Source organism: Micrococcaceae bacterium Sec5.7 (assembly GCA_039636785.1).
GTDB lineage: Bacteria > Actinomycetota > Actinomycetes > Actinomycetales > Micrococcaceae > Arthrobacter.
In genome coordinates, this window is record CP144169.1 from 726,854 (window position 1) to 749,950 (window position 23,097).

Here is a 23,097-nt window from a genome sequence, read left to right on the forward strand (position 1 = left end):
CACGCCGCGTGAACGATGGCCCCCTGATTGTCCAGAGCGACAAAACCATCCTGCTTGAAGTGGACCATGAGCAGGCAACCGAAGCCCGCCATGCAATCGCGGCCTTCGCCGAACTGGAACGCGCGCCGGAGCACATGCACAGCTACCGGCTGACGCCGCTGGGGCTCTGGAACGCAAGGGCGGCCGGGCTGGACGCCGAACGGGTGCTGGACACCCTGCTCAAGTACTCGCGTTTTCCAGTGCCGCATTCCCTCCTGATCGATATTGAAGAAACCATGTCCCGCTACGGGCGGCTGCGGCTGGAGAAGGATCCGCAGCACGGCCTGGTCATGCGCACCAACGACTACCCCGTGCTCGAGGAAGTCATCCGGGCCAAGAAGATCCAGCCGTTGCTGGGCCCTCGGATCGACGGCGAAACCGTGGTGGTCCACTCCTCGCAGCGTGGCCAGCTCAAACAGCTGCTGCTGAAAATCGGCTGGCCGGCCGAGGATCTTGCCGGGTACGTTGACGGCACACCGCACCTTATCGCTTTGAACCAGGACGACTGGAAGCTCAGGCCCTACCAGCAGCTGGCCGTGGAGAACTTCTGGGCCGGCGGCAGCGGTGTGGTGGTGCTGCCCTGCGGTGCCGGCAAGACCCTTGTGGGTGCGGCAGCCATGGCCACCAGCTCCACCACCACCCTCATTCTGGTGACCAACACCGTGTCCGCCCGGCAATGGAAAGACGAACTGCTCAGGCGGACCTCGCTCACGGAGGAAGAGATCGGCGAATACTCCGGGGCGGTCAAGGAAGTCCGGCCGGTCACCATCGCCACCTACCAGGTCCTCACCACCAAACGCGGCGGGCTGTACGCGCACCTTGAACTGCTGGACGGCAACGACTGGGGCCTGATCATCTATGACGAGGTCCATCTGCTGCCCGCCCCGATCTTCCGGATGACGGCGGATCTGCAGGCCCGCCGCCGGCTCGGGCTGACCGCCACGCTGGTTCGCGAGGACGGCCGCGAAGGCGAGGTCTTCAGCCTCATTGGCCCCAAGCGCTATGACGCACCGTGGAAGGACATCGAGGCACAGGGCTACATTGCGCCGGCGGACTGTGTGGAAGTGCGGGTGGACCTCCCCCGGGATGAGCGTGTTGCCTACGCCATGGCAGAGGATGCGGACAAGTACCGGCTCTGCGCCACATCGGATTCCAAGACCCCGGTGGTGGAGCAGCTCGTGGCCAAGCATAAGGGCGAGCAGCTCCTTGTGATCGGCCAGTACATCGACCAGCTGGACGAGCTCGGCGAACGCCTGCGGGCTCCGGTGATCAAAGGCGAAACCTCCGTAAAGGAACGCCAGAGGCTCTTTGAGGCCTTCCGCACCGGCGAGGTGCAGACCCTTGTGGTGTCCAAGGTGGCCAATTTTTCAATTGATCTGCCGGAGGCCTCGGTTGCCATCCAGGTGTCGGGTTCTTTCGGCTCCCGGCAGGAGGAAGCACAGAGGCTGGGCCGTCTGCTGCGGCCCAAGAAGGACGGCCGGGCAGCCCGTTTCTACTCGCTGGTAGCCCGCGACACCCTGGATCAAGAGTTCGCGGCGAGGCGCCAGCGCTTCCTGGCTGAACAGGGCTATGCCTACCGCATCATGGACTCCAAGGACGTGGACAAGGCCGTCTGAGAAACATGGACCTTCAGTCTGCGGAACTGCGCCGTGCCCTCCTCAAACTCGGCCCGTTGATGCCAAAAGAATCCATGGAACACACATCATCCACCCAGATAACTCACAGATTCTGGGAGCATCATGGGAGTTATGAAAAAGAACGGTCCAGAAGCCAAGCTCCTCGTTGTGGATGATGAACCCAACATCCGCGAACTGCTCTCCACTTCCCTGCGCTTCGCCGGTTTTGAAGTTGTATCCGCAGGCAACGGCCGCGATGCACTGGCCGCGGCCGAGCTCCATTCCCCGGACCTCGCGGTGCTGGACGTGATGCTTCCGGACATGGATGGTTTTACCGTCACCCGCCGGCTGCGCGCGGCGGGCAAACACTTCCCCGTGCTGTTCCTCACCGCCAAGGACGACACCGAGGACAAAGTCACCGGCCTGACCGTGGGTGGCGACGACTACGTCACCAAGCCATTCAGCCTGGACGAAGTAGTGGCGCGGATCCGTGCGGTGCTGCGCCGCACCCAGCCGCTGACCGATGATGACGCCGTCATCCGGGTTGACGACCTCGAGCTCGACGACGACGCCCACGAAGTGCGCCGCGGCGGCACCGTGATTGAGCTGTCCCCCACCGAATTCAAGCTGCTGCGCTACCTGATGCTCAACCCCAACCGGGTCCTCTCAAAGGCACAAATCCTGGACCATGTGTGGGAGTACGACTTCAACGGCGACGCCTCAATTGTGGAGTCGTACATCTCCTACCTGCGGCGCAAGGTGGACATTGATCCCGATGCCCCGGCCCTCATCCAGACCAAGCGCGGCGTGGGCTACGTGCTGCGGACGGCAGAGAAGCGCTGACGTTGCTGCACAAGTGGAAGTCTGCCTCGCTGAGGTCGCAGCTGGTCGCCATCATGATGGCCCTGATGTTTGTGGCCCTTACCGTGACGGGAGCGGGCACACTGACGCTGGTGCGCAGCTTTCTGCAGGGCCAGGTGGACGACAAACTCAAGGCCGCTGTGGACTCGGCACGGCAGCAGCGCTCCTTCGACCAGCTGCAGATTCCGAACCCGAGCGTACCCACTGATTATTCGCTGATTGTCCTCCGACCCGGCCAGCCGGCATATGTGTTCGGCGGCAGCAAGGATATCCGTCCGGATATCGAATCCATCTCGGCGGCAGAGGTCAGTGCCCGCCAAGCAAGGCCGTATCAGATCCGCGGCACTGACGGCCTCAACTGGCGGGTGGTGGCAGTCAACGTGCTGGAGGACAGCCAACGAAGCGCGGTGGTGATCGTAGGACTGCCGCTGGACCCTGTGGACGAAGTGGTGCAGCGCGCGGCGAATGTTGTGGTGGGCGTGGGCCTGCTCACCCTTCTGCTGGCATTCTTCATTGCAACCTGGACCGTCTCAAGGTCCTTCCGGCCGCTTGGGCGGGTGGAGAAGACCGCGGCTGCGATCGCCGCCGGAGATCTTTCCCGTCGTGTTGAAGTGGAGAACCCCGGTACCGAAGTGGGCCGGCTCGGCAGTTCACTCAATGCCATGCTTGCGCACATTGAAACGGCATTCGCGGCCCGGATGGCCTCCGAGGGCCGGATGCGGCGCTTTGCCGCCGACGCTTCGCATGAGCTGCGCACCCCGCTGGTCACCATTCGCGGGTTCTCCGAACTATACCGGCACGGCGCCCTGGCCACCGAAGAGGATGTCTCCACCGCGATGGGCCGGATTGAAAGCGAAGCCAAGCGGATGGGCTCCATGGTGGAGGACCTGCTGTTGCTGGCCAGACTGGATGAGCAGCGTCCCCTTCAGGAGAAGCCCGTGGATCTGCAGCTGATCGCGCACGACGCCGTGGTGGACACCCAGGCCAGTGACCGCGATCGTGTCATCTCGCTGACCGGACTCGACGGCGGAAGTGCTGCCCCCGCGCCGGTGCTGGGCGACGAAGCCAAGCTTCGGCAGGTGGTTGGAAACCTGGTAGGAAACGCACTCCGTTACACGCCTGAAGGAACTCCCATTGAGCTGGCTGTCGGCGTCCGTGCGGTTGAGGACGGCACCCCCCGGTCCGTCATCGAGGTTCGGGACCACGGACCCGGCATTTCGGAGGGCGAGGCCCCCAAGGTCTTCGAACGCTTCTACCGGGCGGACACGTCGCGGACGCGTGAGACAGGCGGCAGCGGCCTGGGGCTGGCCATTGTGGCAGCCATTGTGGGATCACATGGGGGCTCCGTACGCGTTGAAACGACCGACGGCGGCGGCGCCACCCTGGTTGTCGCCCTCCCTGTCCGGGACGACCCCGAGGAAAATCATGACGGCGGCGCCAACAGCCATGGCGAGATCGAAGTTATCCACATACAGCATTAGGCCATGGCGCCGGCCGGGGCCGCGTCCGTAGGCTCGAGGTAATGGTCCGGAGATTGCCGGGCCGGACACCCAGCTTTCACCCACGTCGAGAGGCCTCCGCCATGAGCATCATTTCCGTCGATACCGAACTCCTCCAGCTCAAGTCAGCCAATGTCAAAGCCACGGTTGACCGCATCAGCGCGGACGTCCAGGCCATGAAGCGTGGCCTCGACGAGCTCCAGGCCACCTGGCGCGGATCCGCGGCAACCAACTTCCAGACGCTCGTCACCGAATGGACGCTCACGCAGGGCAAGGTGGAGGCCTCGCTGGCGTCCATCAACCTGGCGCTTGCCTCAGCGGCCTCCAGCTACGCCCAGGCCGAACAGGGTAACACCCAGCGGTTCAGCTAGCTGGTTCAGCCGAGGCCTCCTTCAATCAGGTGTTGGGGCTCAGGCTTCCGGAGTTCCCTGGTGGAAGCGGAGCCGCCATTGAGTGCCGTCCAGCACCCACAGCGAACTTCGGAGGGCCGTACCTGAGCGCGAGTAGCTTCGGTACGTCAGCAAGACCGCGCTGGTGCCGATACGGTCTGCGCCCAGAACTTCCAGCTCGGCCCTGTCCCCCGGGTCCCCCTCGAGGGACATCATCATGGCGTCACGGGTCCAGATCCGCCCTGAACTGCCAATCTCCGTGAACTCCGGATGCAGCAGAACACCGGTACGTCCAACATCGCTCCGGACATCCGGCCGGAGCAGCTCACGTTCCAGTGCCTCAACGGTTGACTCGGCGCTGGGCTCTCCGGACGGTTCGGCGGGTCCGCTGGCGAACGGATCGTTGTCCAATTCGCTGAACAGATCCGGTTCGCTGAACAGGCCCAGTTCTGATTCGGCAGGGCCGGCGGTATCGGTCGGCGCCGGGCCGGTTTCAGGAGCTGCCGGCGCCCCGGCAAATCCAGGACCGGAACGAGCGGCGACTCCCTGCTGAAAGGCCGTGGCCGCCGCCCGGGCACGTTCGTCCGCTGCCTCGTTCAGATCGTGGCCTGCATGGCCCTTGACCCATTCGAAGGTGTATTTGCGTCCCACAAGTTCGCGGTCGATCTCCTTGAGCAGCTCCACGTTGAGAACGGGCTTGCCGTCTGCCTTGCGCCAGCCCTTGCGCTTCCAACCCGGCATCCACTTGGTCACGGAATTGATGACGTACTGGCTGTCGCACAGAATCCGGAGGCCTTCGTCGCTGACGTGGGCCGTGGCCCGGAACAGATCCAGTACGGCCATCAGCTCGCCCTGGTTATTGGTGCCGTGTGGCCAGCCGCCTGCGCGCCAGCAATCGTCGTTGACATACCAGGCCCATCCGGCCGGGCCGGGGTTTCCTAAAGCCGAACCATCGGCTGCTGCAGTTATCGTCACTGATCCATCCTTGCAGATGGGCAGGACATCCGGATCCGCAACGGGACTGATCAGGATGGAAAGCGCTTGCCCGATTTTCATCCACGCCGGCGATGATTCACACCAGGATCAGTCTTCGAGCGAGAGAGCGCTTCCCGCAATGTCGACTCCGGGCATGGAGGCACACCGCGTCGCCAGAGGCTGTATGACCGGAAGACTCCGGACGCAGCTGAGGCAGACTTCAGAAAAGAAGTGGAGTCCGCGCCCGCCACCTTACGCAAGTAGCCTGGCTGTCCTTAAGCAGAATGCGGCCCCTCTGTGAGGGGCCGCATTCGTGTGTGGCTTGGGGGCCGGGAGGTTAGAAACCGCCCATACCGCCCATGTCGTCGCCGCCACCCATGGCCGGAGCGTTCTTCTCCGGCTTGTCGGCCACAACAGCCTCGGTGGTGAGGAACAGGCCGGCAATGGAAGCCGCGTTCTGCAGAGCAGAGCGGGTTACCTTTACCGGGTCGTTGACGCCCGCAGCCAGCAGGTCCTCGTACACGCCGGTTGCTGCGTTCAGGCCGTGGCCTGCGGGCAGGCCGCGGACCTTGTCCACAACAACGCCGGGCTCGTGGCCGGCGTTGAAGGCGATCTGCTTCAGCGGAGCTTCGAGGGCAACGCGGACGATGTTCGCACCGGTTGCCTCGTCACCTACGAGCTGCAGGTTCGCGAAGGCCTTGACGCCGGCCTGGATCAGAGCAACGCCGCCACCGGCGACGATACCTTCTTCAACTGCAGCCTTTGCGTTGCGGACAGCGTCCTCAATGCGGTGCTTGCGTTCCTTGAGCTCAACCTCGGTTGCGGCACCGGCCTTGATGACTGCAACGCCGCCGGCCAGCTTGGCCAGTCGCTCCTGCAGCTTCTCGCGGTCGTAGTCGGAATCGGAGTTCTCGATCTCGACACGGATCTGGGAAACGCGGCCTGCGATCTGGTCGGCGTCGCCTGCACCTTCGATGATGGTGGTCTCGTCCTTGGTGACAACAACCTTGCGGGCGCGGCCCAGCAGTTCGAGGCCGGCGGTCTCCAGCTTGAGGCCGACTTCCTCGGCGATGACCTGGCCACCGGTGAGGATGGCGATGTCTGCGAGCTGCGCCTTGCGGCGGTCGCCGAAGCCCGGAGCCTTGACGGCAACGGACTTGAACGTGCCGCGGATCTTGTTCACGATCAGGGTGGCCAGGGCCTCGCCCTCGATGTCTTCGGCAATGATCAGCAGCGGCTTGTTGGACGCCATGACCTTTTCGAGGACGGCAACCAGTTCCTTGACGTTGGAGATCTTGGAGTTGACCACCAGGATGTACGGATCCTCAAGGACAGTCTCCTGGCGGTCTGCGTCGGTGACGAAGTACGCGGAGATGTATCCCTTGTCGAAGCGCATGCCCTCAGTGAGCTCCAGCTCCAGGCCGAAGGTGTTGGACTCCTCGACCGTGATGACACCTTCCTTGCCGACCTTGTCCAGGGCTTCGGCAATGAGGTTTCCGATTTCGCTGTCACCGGCGGAGATCGACGCGGTGGCGGCGATCTCTTCCTTGGTCTCGATCTCCTTGGCGGAGGCGAGCAGTTCCTTGATGACGGCCTCGGTGGCCTTCTCGATGCCGCGCTTCAGGGAAAGCGGGTCAGCGCCGGCTGCGACGTTGCGCAGACCTTCCTTGACCAGAGCCTGTGCCAGCACGGTGGCCGTGGTGGTACCGTCGCCGGCGACGTCATCCGTCTTCTTGGCAACCTCCTTGACCAGCTCGGCGCCGATCTTTTCGAACGGGTCCTCCAGCTCAATCTCCTTGGCGATGGAAACGCCATCGTTGGTGATCGTGGGGGCGCCCCACTTCTTTTCGAGGACGACGTTGCGTCCACGCGGGCCGAGGGTGACCTTAACGGCGTCGGCGAGGATGTTCAGGCCCCGCTCAAGGCCGCGGCGTGCCTCTTCATCAAATGCAATGATCTTGGCCATAACGGCAGTAGTCCTTTCGGGACAGTCGTTAAGAATGAACCTTCGCTGCGGTGCCCGCGACGGACGATCCTTCACCGGCGGCCTCTGTATGCCGCACGGTTCGGGATCTCACCCCAGCAAGGTGTTTCTTTCGCTCCATGCACGGCTGCCGGGCTTCGCGCCGGCCGGAACCGGGCGTCGCTTTAGCAGTCAGTACGCAGGAGTGCTAAGTCAATAATTAGCACTCCCCCGGGGAGAGTGCAAGCACGGAACACGGAAAACCGGTCCAGCAGGCCCACAATTCGCTCCCAGCGATCAGCTGGCGGGCCGTGCGGCGGTTTCGCTGCCTGACATCTTGGCGTTGTTATCCGCCCCATATGTAAACACCATGTAGCTGGCGGAGGTCACGTCGCCGTTGGCATCGAATCTGATCAGGCCCGATTCGCCGTCGTAGTCCGCCGCTTTACCGGCTTTCATCGCGTCGCGGCACTCTTTGTACGTCTTGCAGACCCGGGCCCCGTCGCCGGACTGCTGTGAAGCGTTTTCGTCCTCCCCGGTTCCACCCGAAACGGCGATCAGGCTGGCTGCAATGGAGGTCCCGGCGTCGTCGTCCGCCAATGCAGCCGCCAGGGCAGCGAGGTTAACGGCGTCGTAAGTCTCGGCGGCGAACGTCATGTCCTTCAGCCCCGCGTCCACGGCCACAAGTTCGGCCTGGAAGTGGGCAGAGGGGAAAACGCCCGGGACGATGGCCTTGGCGCCGTCCAACGCATTTGACCCCAGCCCGGAACCGTACTGGTTGTAGGCACCGTCGCTGAGAATGATCTTTTTGCCAGACAGCCCTGCGTTGTTCAGTTCTGCGATGGCACCCTGGGCGCCCTCCCTGGCAACCACAACGACGGCGTCCGGTGCCGCCGCTTTGGCCGCGGCCGCTGCCCCTTGGGCCTCGCCCGGCTTGAATTCGGCAGCCGTCACGGAATCAAGTCCGGCATCCTTGGCCGAGGCCGTTACGGCATTGGAGACATCGGTGCCGTAGCCGCCCGCTTCATAGACCACCGCAAGTTTTTTGGCCCCGCCGTCCTTCGCCAGTTTGACCAGCACGGGCGCCTGGGCGACGTCGGCGGCGCCCGTGCGGAAGTAGTATCCGCCGCTCTTGTACTTGCTGAGTCCGGCCGCTGTATTCGCCGGAGATATCAGCGTGATCTTCGCTTTGGACAGGACATCGATGGCGGCCGGCGCCCGGCTGGAGTCGGTAGGGCCGATCACAACGTCGGCCTTCGCACCCACGAGCGCCTTCGCCTGCGCAGCGGTGTCCTCGCCGACCGTTTCCGGAAGCAGCTCCACGGGTTTGCCTTTGTGTCCGCCCGCGGCATTGATTTCCTGGACGGCGAGTTTGGCTGCGGCCAGCTGCGAGGCATTGAGGAAGCCCTGCTTGCCGGTGTTGTCCAAAATCAGGCCGATCCGGAGCGTTCCGTCGCCGCTGGCATCCACGGATTCCAGCCGGGCGTTTCCTGCCGGACCGGCGCACGCACTCACGGCAAGCACAGCCAAAGCTCCCACCACGGTAGCGCGGACAAACCGCTGGCTGCCCGAACGGCGGCGGACAGTCGGTTTGACGGCCGGCTTGGCGGCGTCCGGGGCCGGAACGGTCACTAGACCGGCCGGACGCTTTCGGCCTGCGGGCCCTTCTCGCCTTCGCCGATCTCGAGTTCCACGCGCTGGCCCTCGTCAAGGGCGCGGTAGCCGTCACCCTGAATGGCGGACCAGTGAACGAAGACGTCATCTCCGGAGTCGTCAACCGTAATAAAGCCGTAGCCCTTTTCGGCGTTGAACCACTTAACGGTTCCCAATGCCATGATTTCCACGCTTTCAGTAGCTTCCGTAAGGCCCACGCCAATGTGCGCCGCAAATTACGTATCGAAGTCTGAAAATACTCTAACCACTGGCCCTTGCCCTTGCAGAGCTTCACAGGCGGGTCGGCACCTAATAGTTATTCAGGTGTAACCGAAACCGCTATTCGAATCCGGGGCCCAGCACGACAACCACCGGGACCTGGAACTCAGTGCTGTCCACGAGGGTGGTGATCTTCAGGAGCGCCCCGAGCGCCTCCGCATTGGCCTTCTGCGCCTCACCGGCGTAGAAGATCACAGATGTCTGCTGCGGGGCTCCGCCCCAGTTGCCCACTTGCCCCAGCGTCCAGCCGTCAGCCTCGACCGTGGCGCTGACGCGGCTGGCAAGTCCTGCCGCACCGGACCCGTTATAGACATCAATCGGCTTGGTTTTGTCCACGCCTGCAAGGGTGGGTGTGGGCGTGCTCGACGGCGTTGGGCTCGCCGACGGTTCCGGGCTGGCAGACGCTGCGCCAGCCGAAGGCGATGCCCCCGCGGTTGGCGTCCCGACGCCCACAGCGGACGGGCTGACGGGTGGCTGGAAGCCGAGCTTGGGCAGAATCAGGAACGCGACCAGACCTATGGCCAGGGCAGCGACACCAACCGCGAGAATGGGCAGCAACCGGCGCCGGGGCGGCTCTGAGACTGCCCGGTGGACACCCTGGCGGGAGGAGGTCTCCGGGACCCTGTCGAATTCGTCACGAGCATATTTGGTCATGGTGGAGAGGCATCCTTGTTGATTGCTGCTGATGGCTCAGCACTAACGTTACGCGTCAGAACCAAGGCGGCGCGCGGTACGCGCCCGCTGACGTGACGTACGTAGTCTACGCAATCTCTTGACCAGCATGGGATCGTGGGCCAGCGCATCTTCAGTATCGATCAGCGCGTTAAGGAACTGATAGTAGTGTGTGGCCGAGAGGTCGAACAGCTCCCGGATGGCCTGCTCCTTGGCTCCCGCGTACTTCCACCACTGCCGTTCCAGAGCCAGCATCTGCTGATCCCGCTCGTTCAGAGGCGAGTCGCGCCAACGGAAGCCAGCAAGCAACGAGCCGCTGTTGTCCGGTTCCGGCATGTGGTCCTGCGCTGGTTCGGCCACAACACACTCCTTCGCTGGCTCCGGCAAAAGTCTCACCCCCATGCTACGGGTGAATAACATGGTTGTCATTTGCACGGCCCGGTCGTCGACTGGGCAACCGGCACTGCTTTCTGCCGGCTCCTGAGCTCGTTCCCCATGCAACAACGGAGCCGACACAGAAAACACTGCCACCCGCCGACTTATGTCTGGATCCTGCGAGAATGGGAACCGTGTTTGATTCTGAACCTTTGTTCGAGCTCACGGTGCCTGAATCCGAAACTGTTGGCTTTGCTGAGATGGCGCGGCTGCCGCTGGGTGAATTGCTGCCTTCTGACTGGGCTGCCGCGTTGGCCCCGGTGGAGTGCGAGCTGCGTGGTGTTTTGGCCTTTCTTGGTGCGGAGGTGGCGGCGGGGTATCCGTTGCTGCCGTCGCCGTCGAACGTCCTCCGGGCCTTCCGGCAGCCGCTGGCCGACGTGAAGGTACTTGTTGTGGGCCAGGACCCTTACCCCACGCCGGGACACGCCGTCGGGCTGTCATTCTCCGTGGACGGGCGCACCCGGCCCATCCCCCGCAGCCTCGCCAACATCTACAAAGAACTGGAAGCCGATCTCGGAATCCCCGCCCGTGTGCACGGGGACCTGAACGCATGGGCTGAACAGGGCGTGCTGCTGCTCAACAGGGTCCTGAGTGTCCGGGCCGGGGCCGCCGGCTCACACCGTGGCAAAGGCTGGGAGGTGATCACAACGGCGGCAGTAACCGCTGTGGTTGACCGCCTCGCTGCCGATGGACGCCGGGCACCGCTCGTGGCGGTGCTGTGGGGCAAGGATGCTGCAAGCGTGCGCCCCCTGCTGAGGGAAACGCCGGTGGTATCCAGCGCGCACCCCAGCCCTTTGTCCGCCTCGCGGGGCTTCTTCGGCTCGCGGCCATTCAGCCGGTCCAACGCCCTGTTGCAGGAGCAGGGCGCCGGCCCGGTGGACTGGGAGCTGCCCCCGACTTCTTAGCCTAGGCTTACTTCCATGACTCCAGTTCCCGCCGCCACCTCTTCCACCCGGAACACCCGTCCCCAGACGAAGCTCACGGTGCTGCGCCGCGAGGAATTATCTCCCCACATGGTCCGGATTGTGGCCGGCGGTGCCGGCTTCGCTGGCTACATCAACAACGCGTTTGTGGACCGGTACGTCAAGATCGCCTTTCCGCAGCCGGACATTGCGTACCCTGAGCCGCTCGACCTGTGGGCCATTCGCGAATCCATGCCGCGCGAACAGTGGCCGTATACCCGGACGTACACGGTGCGCTGGGTGGACGAGGCCGCTGAGGAGCTTGCCGTTGACTTCGTCGTCCATGGTGACGAAGGACTCGCAGGCCCTTGGGCGGCCGCGGCCAAACCGGGTGACGGCCTGATTTTCACCGGCCCGGGAGGAGCCTACAACCCGGATCCGACGGCGGACTGGCACCTGTTAGCCGGCGATGAGGCCGCCCTGCCTGCCATCGCCGCAGCGGTTGAATCGTTGCCGGCGGACGCCCGCGGCATGGCGTTTCTGGAAGTGGATAGCGACGCCGATGTCCAGTCAATTGCGGCGCCAGCCGGACTGGAGCTTGTGTGGCTGAAACGCAAGGGTGTCCCCGCGGGGGCCAGTGACCTGCTGGTCAACGCCGTGCGGGACGCGCAATGGCCCGCCGGCCGTCCTGACGTCTTCGCCCACGGGGAGCGCGGCTATATGAAGAGTCTGCGCGAGGTGCTTTTTGTGGAGCGCGGCCTTGATCGCAAACAGGTTTCCCTGTCCGGGTACTGGGCCACGGGCAGGGTCGAGGACGACTTCCAGGCCGAGAAGAAACTGCCCATAGGCAAGATCTGAAGCACGCTTCAGCGGATGCGGGGACGTCTAACGGCGGCGCGCACGCCGCCGCTCGTTGCTCGCCAGGCTTCGGGTCAGGGGGCGGGCAAGGGTATCCCCCAGAACGACTCCGCCGGCAGCGCCCAGCACAATGGCGCCGGCGCTGAGCATGCCTCCGGCACCCAGCAGGATCTCGGATTCCTCAATGGTCAAAACATACATTGACCGGAATATGGTCAGCCCGGGCAACAGAATCAATGCTGCCGGCACGGCAACCACCAGCTGCGGGGCACCCATCTTCAGCGCCACCACCCGCGCCAGCAAACCGATGACAATCGCCGACAAGGCGGGCGCAAATCTGTCCCCGATGCCGAATACCCCTGCAAAGTAGAGCACCAGATAACCAACCACCCCCACCGCAGCGGTGGGCAGAAGCAGCTTCCAGGCGGTCTGCTCTGTAATGCCGATCGCTATGACAGCGATGGCAATAAGGACGACCACAAACCATAAGTCATACGCTGGCGGGAATGTTTTGGTAACGTTAATCGCTTGCATTCCGGTCATGGCACCCACCAGAAACGCGACGGCGATGCCGGCCACGAGCGCGCCGAACGTCAGCATGGTGGACAGGAACCGGCCCGCGGCTGTCACCGGAAATCCGTTGATGGCGTCCTGCACCGACGACACCAGCCGTCCGGTGGGAAGCAGCAGCAGAATGCCGCCGACCACAACAATCGCCGGCGCCGCCGTTACACCGACCTGATACAAGAGCAGAGCGATGAAGGTGACCAGAAACGAACATGATGCCGTGGTGAAGAAGTCCGGAACACGCCACCGTCCCAGTTGCCGCGCGAGCAGGCTGATCAGGATGTTGGAGACAAAGGCTATGGCAGAAGCCCCCGGGCCGCCGCCAAGCACGCCAACGTAAACAGCCGAGAATACCCCGAAGGCCACCGTGACCATCCAGCGCGGAAACGGTTTGGGGCTGGTGATGGCTTCATCAAGACGGCGGATGGCCTCATCCCTGCCCACACCCCCGGCCACGATGTCCGTGACCAGCTGATGGACCTTGGCCAGGCCGGCGTAGTTGTTCGTCCAGGAACGCACCACGCGCAGGAGGGAGATGGGCGTCTGGTCCTTGGGCGCATAGTTGATGGCCACCGATTGGTTGGTGATATCCACCTCGATGTTCTTCAGGCCCAGGGCGGCAGTGACGGCGATGATGCTTGTCTCCACCTCCAGGGCTCCGGCGCCGTATCTGAACATGGTTTCAGCCAGATGAAGGGCGAAGTCGAGGGTCTTGCGGGCGGACGTGTCCACGCCGCCCACCTGGATCATGGGGTTGGCATAAGGACTGCCGGCGAGACGGTCCACAATGCTCATCGGTGCGGTGGGCGGGCTTTCGCCCTGGACCAGCCTGCGCAGCATCCGCTTGGCCGCCGCGTTCTGACGCAACTGGTCAGGCGAGAGTGGCTCGGTTTTGGGCAGCCCGTCAGTGTGCTGCCGCTTGGAATGCGGCCTGCCGGGGCCGTCTGGTTTTTTGGTCATACAGCCCTTCCCTCCATGGCATCACAGCCGGTCTAGTAGAACTGTTGTCCCGTTCTCCGCGTATAGACCTGGCGCGCCACGCGCTCGCCCGCCGCCATCCAGGCCCGGTACTTGAGGGGGCTGAGGATCTGGTCGTAACACCCCACGAAATCCGTGACGGTTTTGCTGAAGCTCGTTTTGAACAGCCCCAGCCCATGGAACGGGTTGGACGTGTCCTTGAGTCTGTCGCTGGGCGGTGTCCCGCAAAAATCATATTCCGAGCAGCCAAGTTCCTTGAGTTGGTTGATGGCAGTCCACTGAACCAGGTGCGAATCGCCATACTGGCTGCGTTTCTGAAGCGAGCCGCCGTCCTTGTAGGTTGCCTTGCGGCCGTAGTTGATCACAAAGGCGCCCACGGACGGGACACCGTTCTCGTAAACGAACAGAAGCCGTCCCTGGCTGCGGTTAATGAAGTTGGTCCAGAACTGCCGGTAGTAGCCGTATTCGCGGACCCGCACCTGTGACTTGGCTTCCACTGTGGTGGTCATCAGCGAGTACATCGCCTTGAAGTTCTCTTCCGTGGGCTCCACATTGTGCACTTCCACGCCTTCGCGGATCGCACGGCGGACAGCATTCCGGCCACGCGCGTGCAGCTTGCGCAGCAACTGGTTCTCCTCAGGGGAGATGTCCAGCAGCGCCGTGGAGTCGTTCGGCTGAAGGTTGTGGGTCTTGACCAGGCCTGCGCCTTCTATAACCCGGCGGGCCTCGTCGGTCAGGACAATGTCCGGCTCGATCTTGATGGCAAAAACGCCCAGCCGAGCACGCTTGACGAACTCTGCATTTGCTTTGGCGATCCCCGGGATGTCCTCGACGTCCGCCACATCGGGTCCCTTGATGAGGTACCAGAGCTTACCCAGGACCGGGAAGGACTTTTCCAGCAGCAGGTTGTAGCTGGAGTAGTCGGACGTTTCGTAGACCAGGTACAGCGGTTTCCACCCGAAATGCTGTTTGACGTCGGCGAAGGCTTCGGACTGAAGCAGGTTGCCGCCATTGGGATTCCCGGTGACGTTCGAATCCCAATTGGCTACCTCCTCGGCGGAGGCAAAGCGGGCAGTGAATTCTCGCAAGTGTGCCTGGTTCAAAACGTGCGACATCCAATCTTTGCGTTCGGTGCTTCGGCTGCACGCCCCGGGCGCGCAACCTCAAGTCTATCGGCCACGCCTTAGCGCACGCGAAAGAGTCCGGCAGCGGCGCCAACCACCGGCACCGAGCTGAGGACCGAGGACGGAGGTCGGCGAAAAGTCGTCTTGACTCCCGGTCCCGCCTTGGCAAGTGTGGGAGCATGCAAGCCCTTCACTCAGAAAACCCCGCAGGCGCCCGGCAGCGGCCCGTCCGCCTGCGCCCGTACATTTCCTGGATCGTCGTTGCCGTAAGCCTCAATGTGTGGGCGGCACTCGACAACTGACTCCGAACGAAAGAAGCAGGCTCAAAATCATTTCACTGCGATTCACGCCGTTACCGTGGTCCGTCCAGGACCACGTTCTTCTCCTCGGCAATACCGACGGCCGTGTGGTGGCGTTCAGCGTTGACGGACTCCGGCATGAGGGCGTACCGCTGGAACCGGGGGCCCGCCATGTCTTTCCCTGGCACGAAATCCGTGAGCTGCGGCTGATCCCGGGCACGGCCGTCACGCCGTTTCCCTGGTTCAACGACTATCTGCTGCCCACCATGGGCACGGTTTTCGGCATTGATTACTACGACACCAACAATGCCAACCGCAGCGTCCTGCGGATCGTCACGTCGGACTTCGACGAACACAATCTAGCCATCGAGCCCCATTACCCGGCGGGCATCGGCCGGCTGGACGGCAGACGGGCAGCACGGTTCGTTGACCGGCTTTTTGCCGAGCCCGAGTTCCGGCTGCTGCTCGCCTATCCTGAGCAGCTGCTCCCGGCGCTGCGGTAGGGCTCAACCGGCCCGGCTACCGGGCCTTGCCAGGCGGCGAGCCCCAGCTGACAGCCTCGACCATCCGATTTCGACGGGCTCTACCGCCGGGATGGAGCCCGTCAGCACTCCACCACGTTCACGGCCAGGCCGCCCATGGCGGTTTCCTTGTATTTGGAGCTCATGTCCTTGCCGGTTTCCCGCATGGTCACGATCACCTCGTCCAGGGAGACCCGGTGTGTGCCGTCGCCCCAGAGTGCCATCTTGGCGGCGTTGATGGCCTTGGCGGCGGCAATGGCGTTGCGTTCGATGCACGGGATCTGCACCAGCCCGCCGATCGGATCGCACGTCAGCCCGAGGTTGTGTTCCATCGCGATTTCCGCTGCGTTCTCCACCTGCCCGGGAGTGCCGCCCATAACCTCGGCCAGACCTGCAGCCGCCATGGACGACGCCGAACCCACCTCGCCCTGGCAGCCCACTTCGGCGCCGGAAATGGAGGCCTGTTCCTTGTACAGCACCCCGATGGCACCGGCCGTCAGCAGGAACTTCACCACAACGTCGTCGCGGTCCTGCTGGGTGGCCTTGTCCATGCCGGGGGCGAAATGCAGTGCGTAGTACAAGACGGCGGGGATGATGCCCGCGGCCCCGTTGGTGGGGGCAGTGACCACGCGGCCGCCGGTAGCGTTCTCTTCGTTGACGGCGAGGGCTATCAGGTTGACCCACTCCTGCCAGTACTTCGGGTCCCGGTCCTTGTCCTCCTTGAGCAGCCGCTCGTGCCAGTCGGGGGCTCGCCGGCGGACCTTCAGTCCGCCGGGCAGCAGGCCTTCGCGCTTGATGCTGATCTCAACGCAGCTTTCCATCACCGAGTAGATGTGGAGGAGGCCCTCGCGGATCTCCTCTTCGGTCCGCGAGGCACGCTCGTTGACGAACATGATCTCGCCGATGGACAGGCCCTTGGACTGGCAGCGGCCCAGCAGTTCCGCAGCGGTGCGGAATGGCAGGGGCAGTTCCTTCTTTGACTCGTCGAGTTCCTTGAGGGCTGCGTCTTCCTCGCCTTCGCGGACGATGAATCCGCCACCCACGGAGAAGAACGTGGCCTCGTGGAGGACCTCGCCGGCCTCATCCGAGACGGCGAACTTCATGCCGTTGGTGTGGCGTGGCAGCACGGTGAGCGGGTGCATGATCATGTCCTTGACCGCATACGGCAGCGGGACGCCTTGCCCCGATAAACCTGCGCCGGCGAGCTGCAGCGTGCCGGTTTCTGCGATGGCCGCAAGCCGTTCTTCAACTTCGTCAGGGAGGATGAGCTCGGGGTGGAAGCCTTCGAGTCCCAGCAGGATTGCGGTCATGGTGCCGTGGCCGTGGCCGGTAGCCGCCAGCGAGCCGTACAGATCAACGCGCAACGATGTGGCGAGGTCCAGTTTGCCGGAGGACCTGAGCTCCTGGGCAAACACCGCCGCTGCCCGCATGGGGCCCACGGTGTGTGAACTGGACGGTCCTATTCCGATGGAAAAAAGGTCGAAGACTCCAACGGCCATTGTCGGTTCCTAACTAGGTCTTGCTTCGGTCCGGCAGATGGTCCTGCCGGATGTACGACGCCGGACGCCGGTGATCGAGCCTGTCGAGATCCAGAGGGTTTCGACAGGCTCAACCGCCGGGGTGGGCACGCGTCTTACTTAACTCAACGAAAAACGCCGGGCAGAAATTCTACCTAGGCGAGATTCGCCACGCCCGGGTAGAGCGGGTGTGCGGCGGCGAGTGCCTCCACACGGTGACGCAGACCGGAAAGGTCCGCGCCGGCGTCGGCAATCAGTGCCTCGGCGATGATGTCCGCAACCTCGCGGAAGGCGGCTTCCCCGAAACCTCTGGTAGCCAGCGCGGGAGTACCGATGCGCAGACCGGAGGTGACCATCGGCGGACGGGGGTCAAACGGGACGGCGTTGCGGTTGACGGTGACGTCGATCTCCGCCAGCCGGTCCTCCGCCTGCTGGCCATCCAGTTCGCAGTTGCGCAGGTCAACCAGGACCAGGTGCACATCGGTGCCGCCGGAGATCACGGAGATCCCCTTGGCCGTGACGTCGGGCTGGACCAGACGCTCGGCCAGGATCCGGGCACCGGCCAGCACACGCTCCTGGCGCTCCTTGAACTCGGGGGAAGCGGCGATTTTGAACGCCACGGCCTTGCCGGCGATCACATGCTCCAGCGGGCCGCCCTGCTGGCCGGGGAACACGGCCGAGTTGATCTTCTTGGCGATGTCCGCGTCGTTGGTCAGGATGATGCCGCCGCGCGGACCGGCGAGGGTCTTGTGCGTGGTGGAGGTGGTGACGTGGGCGTGCGGCACCGGCGACGGGTGCAGCCCTGCAGCCACCAGCCCGGCGAAGTGAGCCATGTCCACCATGAGGTAGGCGCCCACGGAATCGGCGATCCGGCGGAACTCGGCGAAGTCCAGCTGGCGGGCGTAGGCGGACCAGCCGGCAACGATCAGCTTCGGCTGGTGCTCCTGGGCCAGGCGCTCCACCTCGGCCATGTCGATCCGGTGGTCCTCCTCGCGGACCTGGTACGGGATCACGTTGTACAGGCGGCCGGAGAAGTTGATCCGCATGCCGTGCGTCAGGTGCCCGCCGTGGGCCAGGTTCAGTCCCATGATGGTGTCGCCGGGCTTGATCAGCGCGTGCATCACGGAGGCGTTCGCCTGGGCACCGGAGTGCGGCTGGACGTTTGCGTATTCGGCGCCGAACAGGGCCTTCACACGGTCAATGGCCAACTGCTCCACGACGTCCACGTGCTCGCAGCCGCCGTAGTAGCGCTTGCCCGGGTAGCCCTCGGCGTACTTGTTGGTCAGCACCGAGCCCTGCGCCTGCATCACGGCCACGGCAGTGTGGTTCTCCGAGGCGATCATTTCCAGGCCGTCACGCTGACGGGTGAGTTCGTCGTCGATCTTCGCGGCGATCTCCGGGTCCAACTCGGCAAGCGTTGCGTTCAGGCTCGCTGAGGCAACCGCTTCAAAGGTTGCCGTCCCTGCTGCCGCGCTCACAGCTCGCCGCCGTTCTTGGACGCGTAGTCCGCCGCGGAGAGCAGCGGGCCCTCGGACTCTGCGGCCACCTTGAAGAGCCAGCCGGCACCGTACGGATCGTTATTGATGAGCGCAGGATCGTCGACGACGGCGGGGTTCAATTCCGTGACCTCGCCGGTCACGGGGGCGTACAGATCCGAAACGGACTTGGTGGACTCCACCTCGCCACAGGTCTCGCCCGCAGTCACAGTGGAACCGAGCTCGGGCAGGTCAACGTACACAATGTCGCCGAGGGCATCAGTGGCCACGGCGGAGATGCCAATGGAGACCACGTTGGACGCGGCATCGCGCGCAACCCACTCGTGCTCGTCGGAGTACTGCAGTTCAGGGGCAACTTTAGCCATGTTTGGTTCCTTAAGTTCGGAGTGAAAAGTTTACTTCTGGCGCTTGTAGAACGGGAGGGCTATTACTTCGAAGGGCTCGGCCTTGCCGCGGAGGTCGATGTCCAGGGCGGTGCCCGGTTCGGAGTGCTCGATGTCCACGTACGCCATCGCAACCGGGTAGCCGAGGGTGGGGCTGGGCTGGCCGGAGGTGACTTCGCCAACCACGTTGCCGTTTTTCAGGACCGGGTAGTGCCCGCGGCCGGCGCGGCGGCCCAGGCCCTTGAGGCCAACGAGCTTGCGGCCGCTGGTGGAACCGGCGCCTGCTGCCTTCTTGGCCTCAAGCGCTGCCTTGCCCACGAAATCGCTTTCCTTGGCGAGCGACACGACCGGTCCCAGCCCGGCTGCGAAGGGGTCGCCTTCGAGGGAGAGCTCGTTGCCGTAGAGCGGCATGCCGGCTTCGAGGCGGAGAGAGTCGCGGGAGGCGAGCCCCGCAGGCGTCAGCTCCCCATCTTCGGCAATGGCAACGATTGCCTGCCAGAGGGCAGCGGCGTCGTCGTTGTCCACGAAGATCTCAAAACCGTCCTCGCCGGTGTAGCCGGTGCGGGCCAGCAGGAGTTCCTGGCTGCCGCCTGCGAACGAGAACGCAACCTCGACCGCAGCGTAGTACTTGAGCCCGGTGACCCGCTCGTGCTGCACCGCCGGAACCAGACGCAGCAGGATTTCCTCTGCCTTGGGGCCCTGCACCGCGATCAGCGAGGTGGCTGCGGACACGTCCTCAACAACCACGTCGAAGCCTGCGGCGCGCTCGGCGAGAGCTGCTGCAACTACCGTGGCGTTGCCGGCGTTGGGTACCACCAGGAACTTGTCGGTGCTGTCCTCGCCGGCGTCCGCCGAAGCGGGCCGGCGGTACGTGATGAGGTCGTCGATGATGCCGCCGTCCTCGTTGCAGATCAGCGAGTACTTGGCCTTGCCCACTGACATCGCGGAGATTTTCCCCACCAGCGCGTAGTCCAGGAAGGCGGCGGCGTCCGGGCCGGTGATCCAGACTTCGCCCATGTGGGAGAGGTCAAAGATGCCCGCGGACTGCCGGACGGCGTGGTGCTCTGCCAGCTCGGAGCTGTATTTGAGCGGCATCTGCCAGCCGCCGAAATCGGTGAAGGAGGCGCCGAGCTTCTTGTGCTCTTCATAAAGGGCCGTGTAGTTCTCAGTCATGGTTGTCAGTCCTCAGTTCGCAAAGTCTTCGATGGGAGGGCAGGAACAGATCAGGTTACGGTCGCCGGCTGCGCCGTCGATCCGGCCAACGGGAGGGAAGTACTTGTCCTGCTTGAGTGCGGGCAGCGGGAAGACGGCCTGCTCGCGCGGGTACTCCCGTGCCCAGTCCGAGCTGATGACCGCGGCGGCGGTGTGCGGTGAATTCCGCAGCGGGCTGTTTTCCACTGTGAAGTCGCCGTTTGCTACCTGGTCGATTTCGGCCTTGATGGAGATCATGGCCGCAATGAATCGGTCGATCTCCACAAGGTCCTCGGACTCGGTGGGTTCCACCATGAGGGTGCCGGCAACCGGGAACGCCAGTGTGGGTGCATGGAAGCCGTAGTCGATGAGGCGCTTGGCCACGTCCTCCGCAGTGACGCCGGTCGTGGCTGTCAGTTCGCGGAGATCCAGAATGCATTCATGCGCCACAAGGCCCCCTTCGCCGGTGTACAGCACCGGGAAGAAGTCGTTGAGCCGGGAGGCGATGTAGTTGGCCGCCAGCAGCGCCGACTTGGTGGCATCGGTGAGGCCCTGTCCGCCCATGAGCTTGACGTAGGCCCAGGAAATCGGCAGCACGCCGGCGGAGCCGTAGCGCGAAGCGGAGATCGGGGTTCCTGCGGCGCCGTTGGACGGGTCTGCGGCGTTGCCCGGCATAAACGGTGCAAGGTGAGCCTTGGCTGCAACCGGGCCAACGCCCGGGCCGCCGCCGCCGTGCGGGATGCAGAAGGTCTTGTGCAGGTTCAGGTGGCTGACGTCGCCGCCGAATTTGCCTGGCTGGGCCAGGCCCACGAGCGCGTTCAGGTTGGCACCGTCGATGTACACCTGTCCGCCAGCCGCGTGGACGGCATCGCAGACCTCGCGGACGTCGGCGTCGTACACACCGTGAGTGGACGGGTAGGTGATCATGATGGCCGAGAGGGCATCCTTGTTGGCCTCGATCTTGGCGTTGAGGTCATCGTGGTCGATGGTGCCGTCGGCGGCGGTGGCCACTACAACCACCTTCATGCCGGCCAGCACCGCCGAGGCGGCGTTGGTACCGTGGGCCGAGGCCGGGATGAGGCAGACGTTGCGCTGGTCATCGCCGCGGGACAGGTGGTAGCCGCGGATCGCCAGCAGGCCGGCGAGCTCGCCCTGGGAGCCGGCGTTGGGCTGGATGGACACCTGGTCGTAGCCGGTGATCTCGGTGAGCTGGGCTTCGAGGTCGGCGATCAGCTCACGCCAGCCCTCGGTCTGCGAATCCGGGGCGAACGGGTGGATCGAGGCGAACTCCGGCCAGGAAATGGCTTCCATCTCGGCGGTGGCGTTCAGCTTCATGGTGCAGGATCCCAGCGGGATCATGGTGCGGTCCAGTGCGAGGTCGCGGTCGGACAGCCTGCGGACGTAACGCAGCAGCTGGGTCTCCGAGCGGTGCGTGTTGAACACCGGGTGCTGCAGGAAATCGGAGGAACGTTCGACGGCGGTGTCCAGGGCGAACGCGGAAACGTCGCCTTCCACGGATGCTCCGAAGGCGGCGACGACATCGGCGACGATGGCCGCCGTTGTTGTTTCATCCGCGGAGATGCCAACGGTGTCCGCGTCGATACCGCGGAGGTTGATGCCCTTCGCTTCGGCGGCGGCAACAATCTCCGCGGCCTTGCCCGGCACTGAGACAGTGACGGTGTCGAAGAAACTCGTGTGCAGGACATCGAGGCCAGCCGCCTTCAGCGAGGCCGCAATGGTTTTGGCGTGGCCGTGGGTGATCTCGGCGATCGCCTTCAGGCCTTCGGGGCCATGGTAGACGGCGTACATGGAGGCCACGATCGCCAGCAGGGCCTGGGCCGTGCAGATGTTGGACGTGGCCTTTTCGCGGCGGATGTGCTGCTCGCGGGTCTGGAGGGCCAGCCGGTAGGCCGGTATGCCGGCATTGTCTTTGGAGACACCAACCAGGCGGCCAGGCATGGAGCGCTCCAGGCCCTTCTGCACCGCCATGTAAGCGGCGTGCGGTCCGCCGTAGAACAACGGAACACCCAGGCGCTGGGCGGAGCCGACGGCGATGTCCGCGCCCTGCTCGCCGGGAGGCGTGATCAGTGTAAGCGAGAGCAGATCGGCGGCCACGGTCACGAGTGCGCCGCGCTCCTTGGCGGCGGCGATGACCCCGGAGTGATCGAACACCCGGCCGGAAACGCCGGGCTGTTGCAGCACAACACCGTTGATAACGCCGTCGGGCAATCCTTCGGAAAGGTCAGCCACTTCGACTTCGAAGCCCAGCGCTTCAGCGCGGCCACGCACGATGGCGATGGTCTGCGGCAGGCAGTCGGCGTCCAGGACGGTTTTGCCGTCGTGGGCGGCCTTGTTCTTGTTGGCGCGGCGCATCATCAGCACGGCCTCCGCCACGGCGGTGGCTTCGTCAAGCAATGAGGCGTTGGCGATGGGCAGTCCCACGAGGTCCTGCACCATGGTCTGGAAGTTCAGCAGCGCCTCGAGCCGGCCCTGGGAGATCTCGGGCTGGTAGGGCGTGTACGCGGTGTACCAGGCCGGGGCCTCGAGGATGTTGCGGCGGATCACCGGCGGGGTCACGGTGTCGTAGTAGCCCTGACCGATCATCTGCACGGCCGTCTTGTTCTTCGCCGCGAGCCGGCGCAGCTCGGTGAGGGTTTCCACTTCGCTCAGCGCGGTGGTGAGCTCCAGCGGGGAGTCCTGCCGGATGTCATTCGGAACTGCTGTATCAACCAGGGCATCGACGGTGTCGTAGCCGATGGCCTTGAGCATGGCGTCGACGTCGGCCTGGCGGCGGGCGCCGATGTGCCGGTCAACGAAGGACGTGGAGGCTGAGTTAACAGTCAAAAGGAACTCCATAACTAAGGCGGCGCAGGGTACGCC

The 23,097-nt window shown here is 64.2% G+C and carries 21 protein-coding genes; 8 read left to right on the forward strand and 13 right to left on the reverse strand.

The genetic code is table 11. The features are described 5' to 3' along the window. Positions 1-8 precede the first annotated feature (8 nt). The 4 genes from V3C33_03330 to V3C33_03345 all read left to right on the forward strand — a co-directional run bounded on the left by V3C33_03330 (position 9) and on the right by V3C33_03345 (position 4,386). The gene (locus V3C33_03330; protein XAS68368.1) at positions 9-1,655 is read left to right on the forward strand and encodes a DNA repair helicase XPB; all 1,647 of its coding nucleotides are present in this window, start codon (positions 9-11) and stop codon (positions 1,653-1,655) included. 132 nt (positions 1,656-1,787) lie between these two features. Continuing rightward, the gene (locus V3C33_03335) at positions 1,788-2,498 is read left to right on the forward strand and encodes a response regulator transcription factor (protein XAS68369.1); all 711 of its coding nucleotides are present in this window, start codon (positions 1,788-1,790) and stop codon (positions 2,496-2,498) included. A gap of 2 nt (positions 2,499-2,500) precedes the next feature. Continuing rightward, on the forward strand, positions 2,501-3,997 hold the full coding sequence (locus tag V3C33_03340) for a HAMP domain-containing sensor histidine kinase (GenBank protein ID XAS68370.1): 1,497 nt from the start codon (positions 2,501-2,503) through the stop codon (positions 3,995-3,997). Between the two features lie 101 nt (positions 3,998-4,098). Continuing rightward, a complete protein-coding gene (locus tag V3C33_03345; protein XAS68371.1) occupies positions 4,099-4,386 on the forward strand; it encodes a WXG100 family type VII secretion target in 288 nt (95 codons plus the stop codon). A 39-nt stretch (positions 4,387-4,425) separates the two neighbouring features. Here the strand turns inward: V3C33_03345 and V3C33_03350 are convergent, their stop codons facing one another. The 6 genes from V3C33_03350 to V3C33_03375 form a co-directional block, all read right to left on the reverse strand. Then, positions 4,426-5,379, reverse strand: a complete 954-nt coding sequence (locus tag V3C33_03350) for a ribonuclease HI family protein (protein ID XAS68372.1) — start codon at positions 5,377-5,379, stop codon at positions 4,426-4,428. Between the two features lie 337 nt (positions 5,380-5,716). Next, positions 5,717-7,345, reverse strand: coding sequence for a chaperonin GroEL (groL, locus tag V3C33_03355; protein XAS68373.1), 1,629 nt, complete (start codon positions 7,343-7,345; stop codon positions 5,717-5,719). 294 nt (positions 7,346-7,639) lie between these two features. After that, on the reverse strand, positions 7,640-8,884 hold the full coding sequence (locus V3C33_03360; protein ID XAS69632.1) for an ABC transporter substrate-binding protein: 1,245 nt from the start codon (positions 8,882-8,884) through the stop codon (positions 7,640-7,642). Between the two features lie 89 nt (positions 8,885-8,973). Continuing rightward, entirely contained in the window at positions 8,974-9,177 is a 204-nt protein-coding gene (locus tag V3C33_03365; protein XAS68374.1) for a cold-shock protein, read from the reverse strand. 157 nt (positions 9,178-9,334) lie between these two features. Then, complete coding sequence (locus V3C33_03370) at positions 9,335-9,928, reverse strand: LytR C-terminal domain-containing protein (protein XAS68375.1); 594 nt, start codon at positions 9,926-9,928, stop codon at positions 9,335-9,337. 48 nt (positions 9,929-9,976) lie between these two features. Continuing rightward, positions 9,977-10,306, reverse strand: a complete 330-nt coding sequence (locus V3C33_03375; protein XAS68376.1) for a DUF3263 domain-containing protein — start codon at positions 10,304-10,306, stop codon at positions 9,977-9,979. 209 nt (positions 10,307-10,515) lie between these two features. Between V3C33_03375 and V3C33_03380 the strand changes: the two genes are divergently transcribed. Together V3C33_03380 and V3C33_03385 are read left to right on the forward strand one after the other, a co-directional pair. Next, a complete protein-coding gene (locus V3C33_03380; protein XAS68377.1) occupies positions 10,516-11,286 on the forward strand; it encodes a uracil-DNA glycosylase in 771 nt (256 codons plus the stop codon). 15 nt (positions 11,287-11,301) lie between these two features. Beyond that, positions 11,302-12,141 (forward strand): siderophore-interacting protein, encoded by an 840-nt coding sequence (locus tag V3C33_03385; protein XAS68378.1) that lies wholly within the window; start codon positions 11,302-11,304, stop codon positions 12,139-12,141. Between the two features lie 27 nt (positions 12,142-12,168). Here the strand turns inward: V3C33_03385 and V3C33_03390 are convergent, their stop codons facing one another. Next, positions 12,169-13,668 carry a threonine/serine exporter family protein gene (locus V3C33_03390; GenBank protein ID XAS68379.1) on the reverse strand — a complete coding sequence of 500 codons (1,500 nt, stop codon included), beginning with the start codon at positions 13,666-13,668 and terminating at the stop codon, positions 12,169-12,171. A gap of 32 nt (positions 13,669-13,700) precedes the next feature. Continuing rightward, entirely contained in the window at positions 13,701-14,774 is a 1,074-nt protein-coding gene (locus V3C33_03395) for a peptidoglycan bridge formation glycyltransferase FemA/FemB family protein (protein ID XAS68380.1), read from the reverse strand. Positions 14,775-14,989: 215 nt separating this feature from the next. On the opposite strand from V3C33_03395, the gene V3C33_03400 reads away from it, so the two are divergent. Together V3C33_03400 and V3C33_03405 are read left to right on the forward strand one after the other, a co-directional pair. Further along, a complete protein-coding gene (locus V3C33_03400; protein XAS68381.1) occupies positions 14,990-15,112 on the forward strand; it encodes a hypothetical protein in 123 nt (40 codons plus the stop codon). Then, a complete protein-coding gene (locus tag V3C33_03405) occupies positions 15,091-15,612 on the forward strand; it encodes a hypothetical protein (protein ID XAS68382.1) in 522 nt (173 codons plus the stop codon). Before V3C33_03400 ends, V3C33_03405 begins: the two co-directional genes overlap by 22 nt. A gap of 101 nt (positions 15,613-15,713) precedes the next feature. Here V3C33_03405 and V3C33_03410 read toward each other — a convergent pair whose 3' ends face one another. The 5 genes from V3C33_03410 to gcvP form a co-directional block, all read right to left on the reverse strand. Beyond that, complete coding sequence (locus tag V3C33_03410) at positions 15,714-17,129, reverse strand: L-serine ammonia-lyase (protein ID XAS68383.1); 1,416 nt, start codon at positions 17,127-17,129, stop codon at positions 15,714-15,716. Between the two features lie 173 nt (positions 17,130-17,302). Further along, complete coding sequence (gene glyA, locus V3C33_03415; GenBank protein XAS68384.1) at positions 17,303-18,625, reverse strand: serine hydroxymethyltransferase; 1,323 nt, start codon at positions 18,623-18,625, stop codon at positions 17,303-17,305. Then, positions 18,622-19,008, reverse strand: coding sequence for a glycine cleavage system protein GcvH (gene gcvH, locus V3C33_03420; GenBank protein ID XAS68385.1), 387 nt, complete (start codon positions 19,006-19,008; stop codon positions 18,622-18,624). The genes glyA and gcvH overlap by 4 nt, the downstream gene beginning before the upstream one ends. A gap of 30 nt (positions 19,009-19,038) precedes the next feature. After that, positions 19,039-20,199, reverse strand: a complete 1,161-nt coding sequence (gene gcvT / locus V3C33_03425; GenBank protein XAS68386.1) for a glycine cleavage system aminomethyltransferase GcvT — start codon at positions 20,197-20,199, stop codon at positions 19,039-19,041. A gap of 12 nt (positions 20,200-20,211) precedes the next feature. After that, positions 20,212-23,061: an aminomethyl-transferring glycine dehydrogenase gene (gene gcvP / locus V3C33_03430; GenBank protein ID XAS68387.1), complete on the reverse strand. Its 2,850-nt coding sequence runs from the start codon at positions 23,059-23,061 to the stop codon at positions 20,212-20,214. Between the last annotated feature and the right edge of the window lie 36 nt (positions 23,062-23,097).

What these genes read in the sequence shown, in the direction of transcription:
- V3C33_03335 (XAS68369.1), top strand. Translation starts at nt 1,788, where the DNA reads ATGAAAAAGAACGGTCCAGAAGCCAAGCTCCTCGTTGTGGATGATGAA.
- V3C33_03345 (XAS68371.1), top strand. Translation starts at nt 4,099, where the DNA reads ATGAGCATCATTTCCGTCGATACCGAACTCCTCCAGCTCAAGTCAGCC.
- groL (XAS68373.1), bottom strand. Translation starts at nt 7,345, where the DNA reads ATGGCCAAGATCATTGCATTTGATGAAGAGGCACGCCGCGGCCTTGAG.
- V3C33_03365 (XAS68374.1), bottom strand. Translation starts at nt 9,177, where the DNA reads ATGGCATTGGGAACCGTTAAGTGGTTCAACGCCGAAAAGGGCTACGGC.
- V3C33_03370 (XAS68375.1), bottom strand. Translation starts at nt 9,928, where the DNA reads ATGACCAAATATGCTCGTGACGAATTCGACAGGGTCCCGGAGACCTCC.
- V3C33_03385 (XAS68378.1), top strand. Translation starts at nt 11,302, where the DNA reads ATGACTCCAGTTCCCGCCGCCACCTCTTCCACCCGGAACACCCGTCCC.
- V3C33_03390 (XAS68379.1), bottom strand. Translation starts at nt 13,668, where the DNA reads ATGACCAAAAAACCAGACGGCCCCGGCAGGCCGCATTCCAAGCGGCAG.
- V3C33_03400 (XAS68381.1), top strand. Translation starts at nt 14,990, where the DNA reads ATGCAAGCCCTTCACTCAGAAAACCCCGCAGGCGCCCGGCAGCGGCCC.
- V3C33_03410 (XAS68383.1), bottom strand. Translation starts at nt 17,129, where the DNA reads ATGGCCGTTGGAGTCTTCGACCTTTTTTCCATCGGAATAGGACCGTCC.
- gcvH (XAS68385.1), bottom strand. Translation starts at nt 19,008, where the DNA reads ATGGCTAAAGTTGCCCCTGAACTGCAGTACTCCGACGAGCACGAGTGG.
- gcvT (XAS68386.1), bottom strand. Translation starts at nt 20,199, where the DNA reads ATGACTGAGAACTACACGGCCCTTTATGAAGAGCACAAGAAGCTCGGC.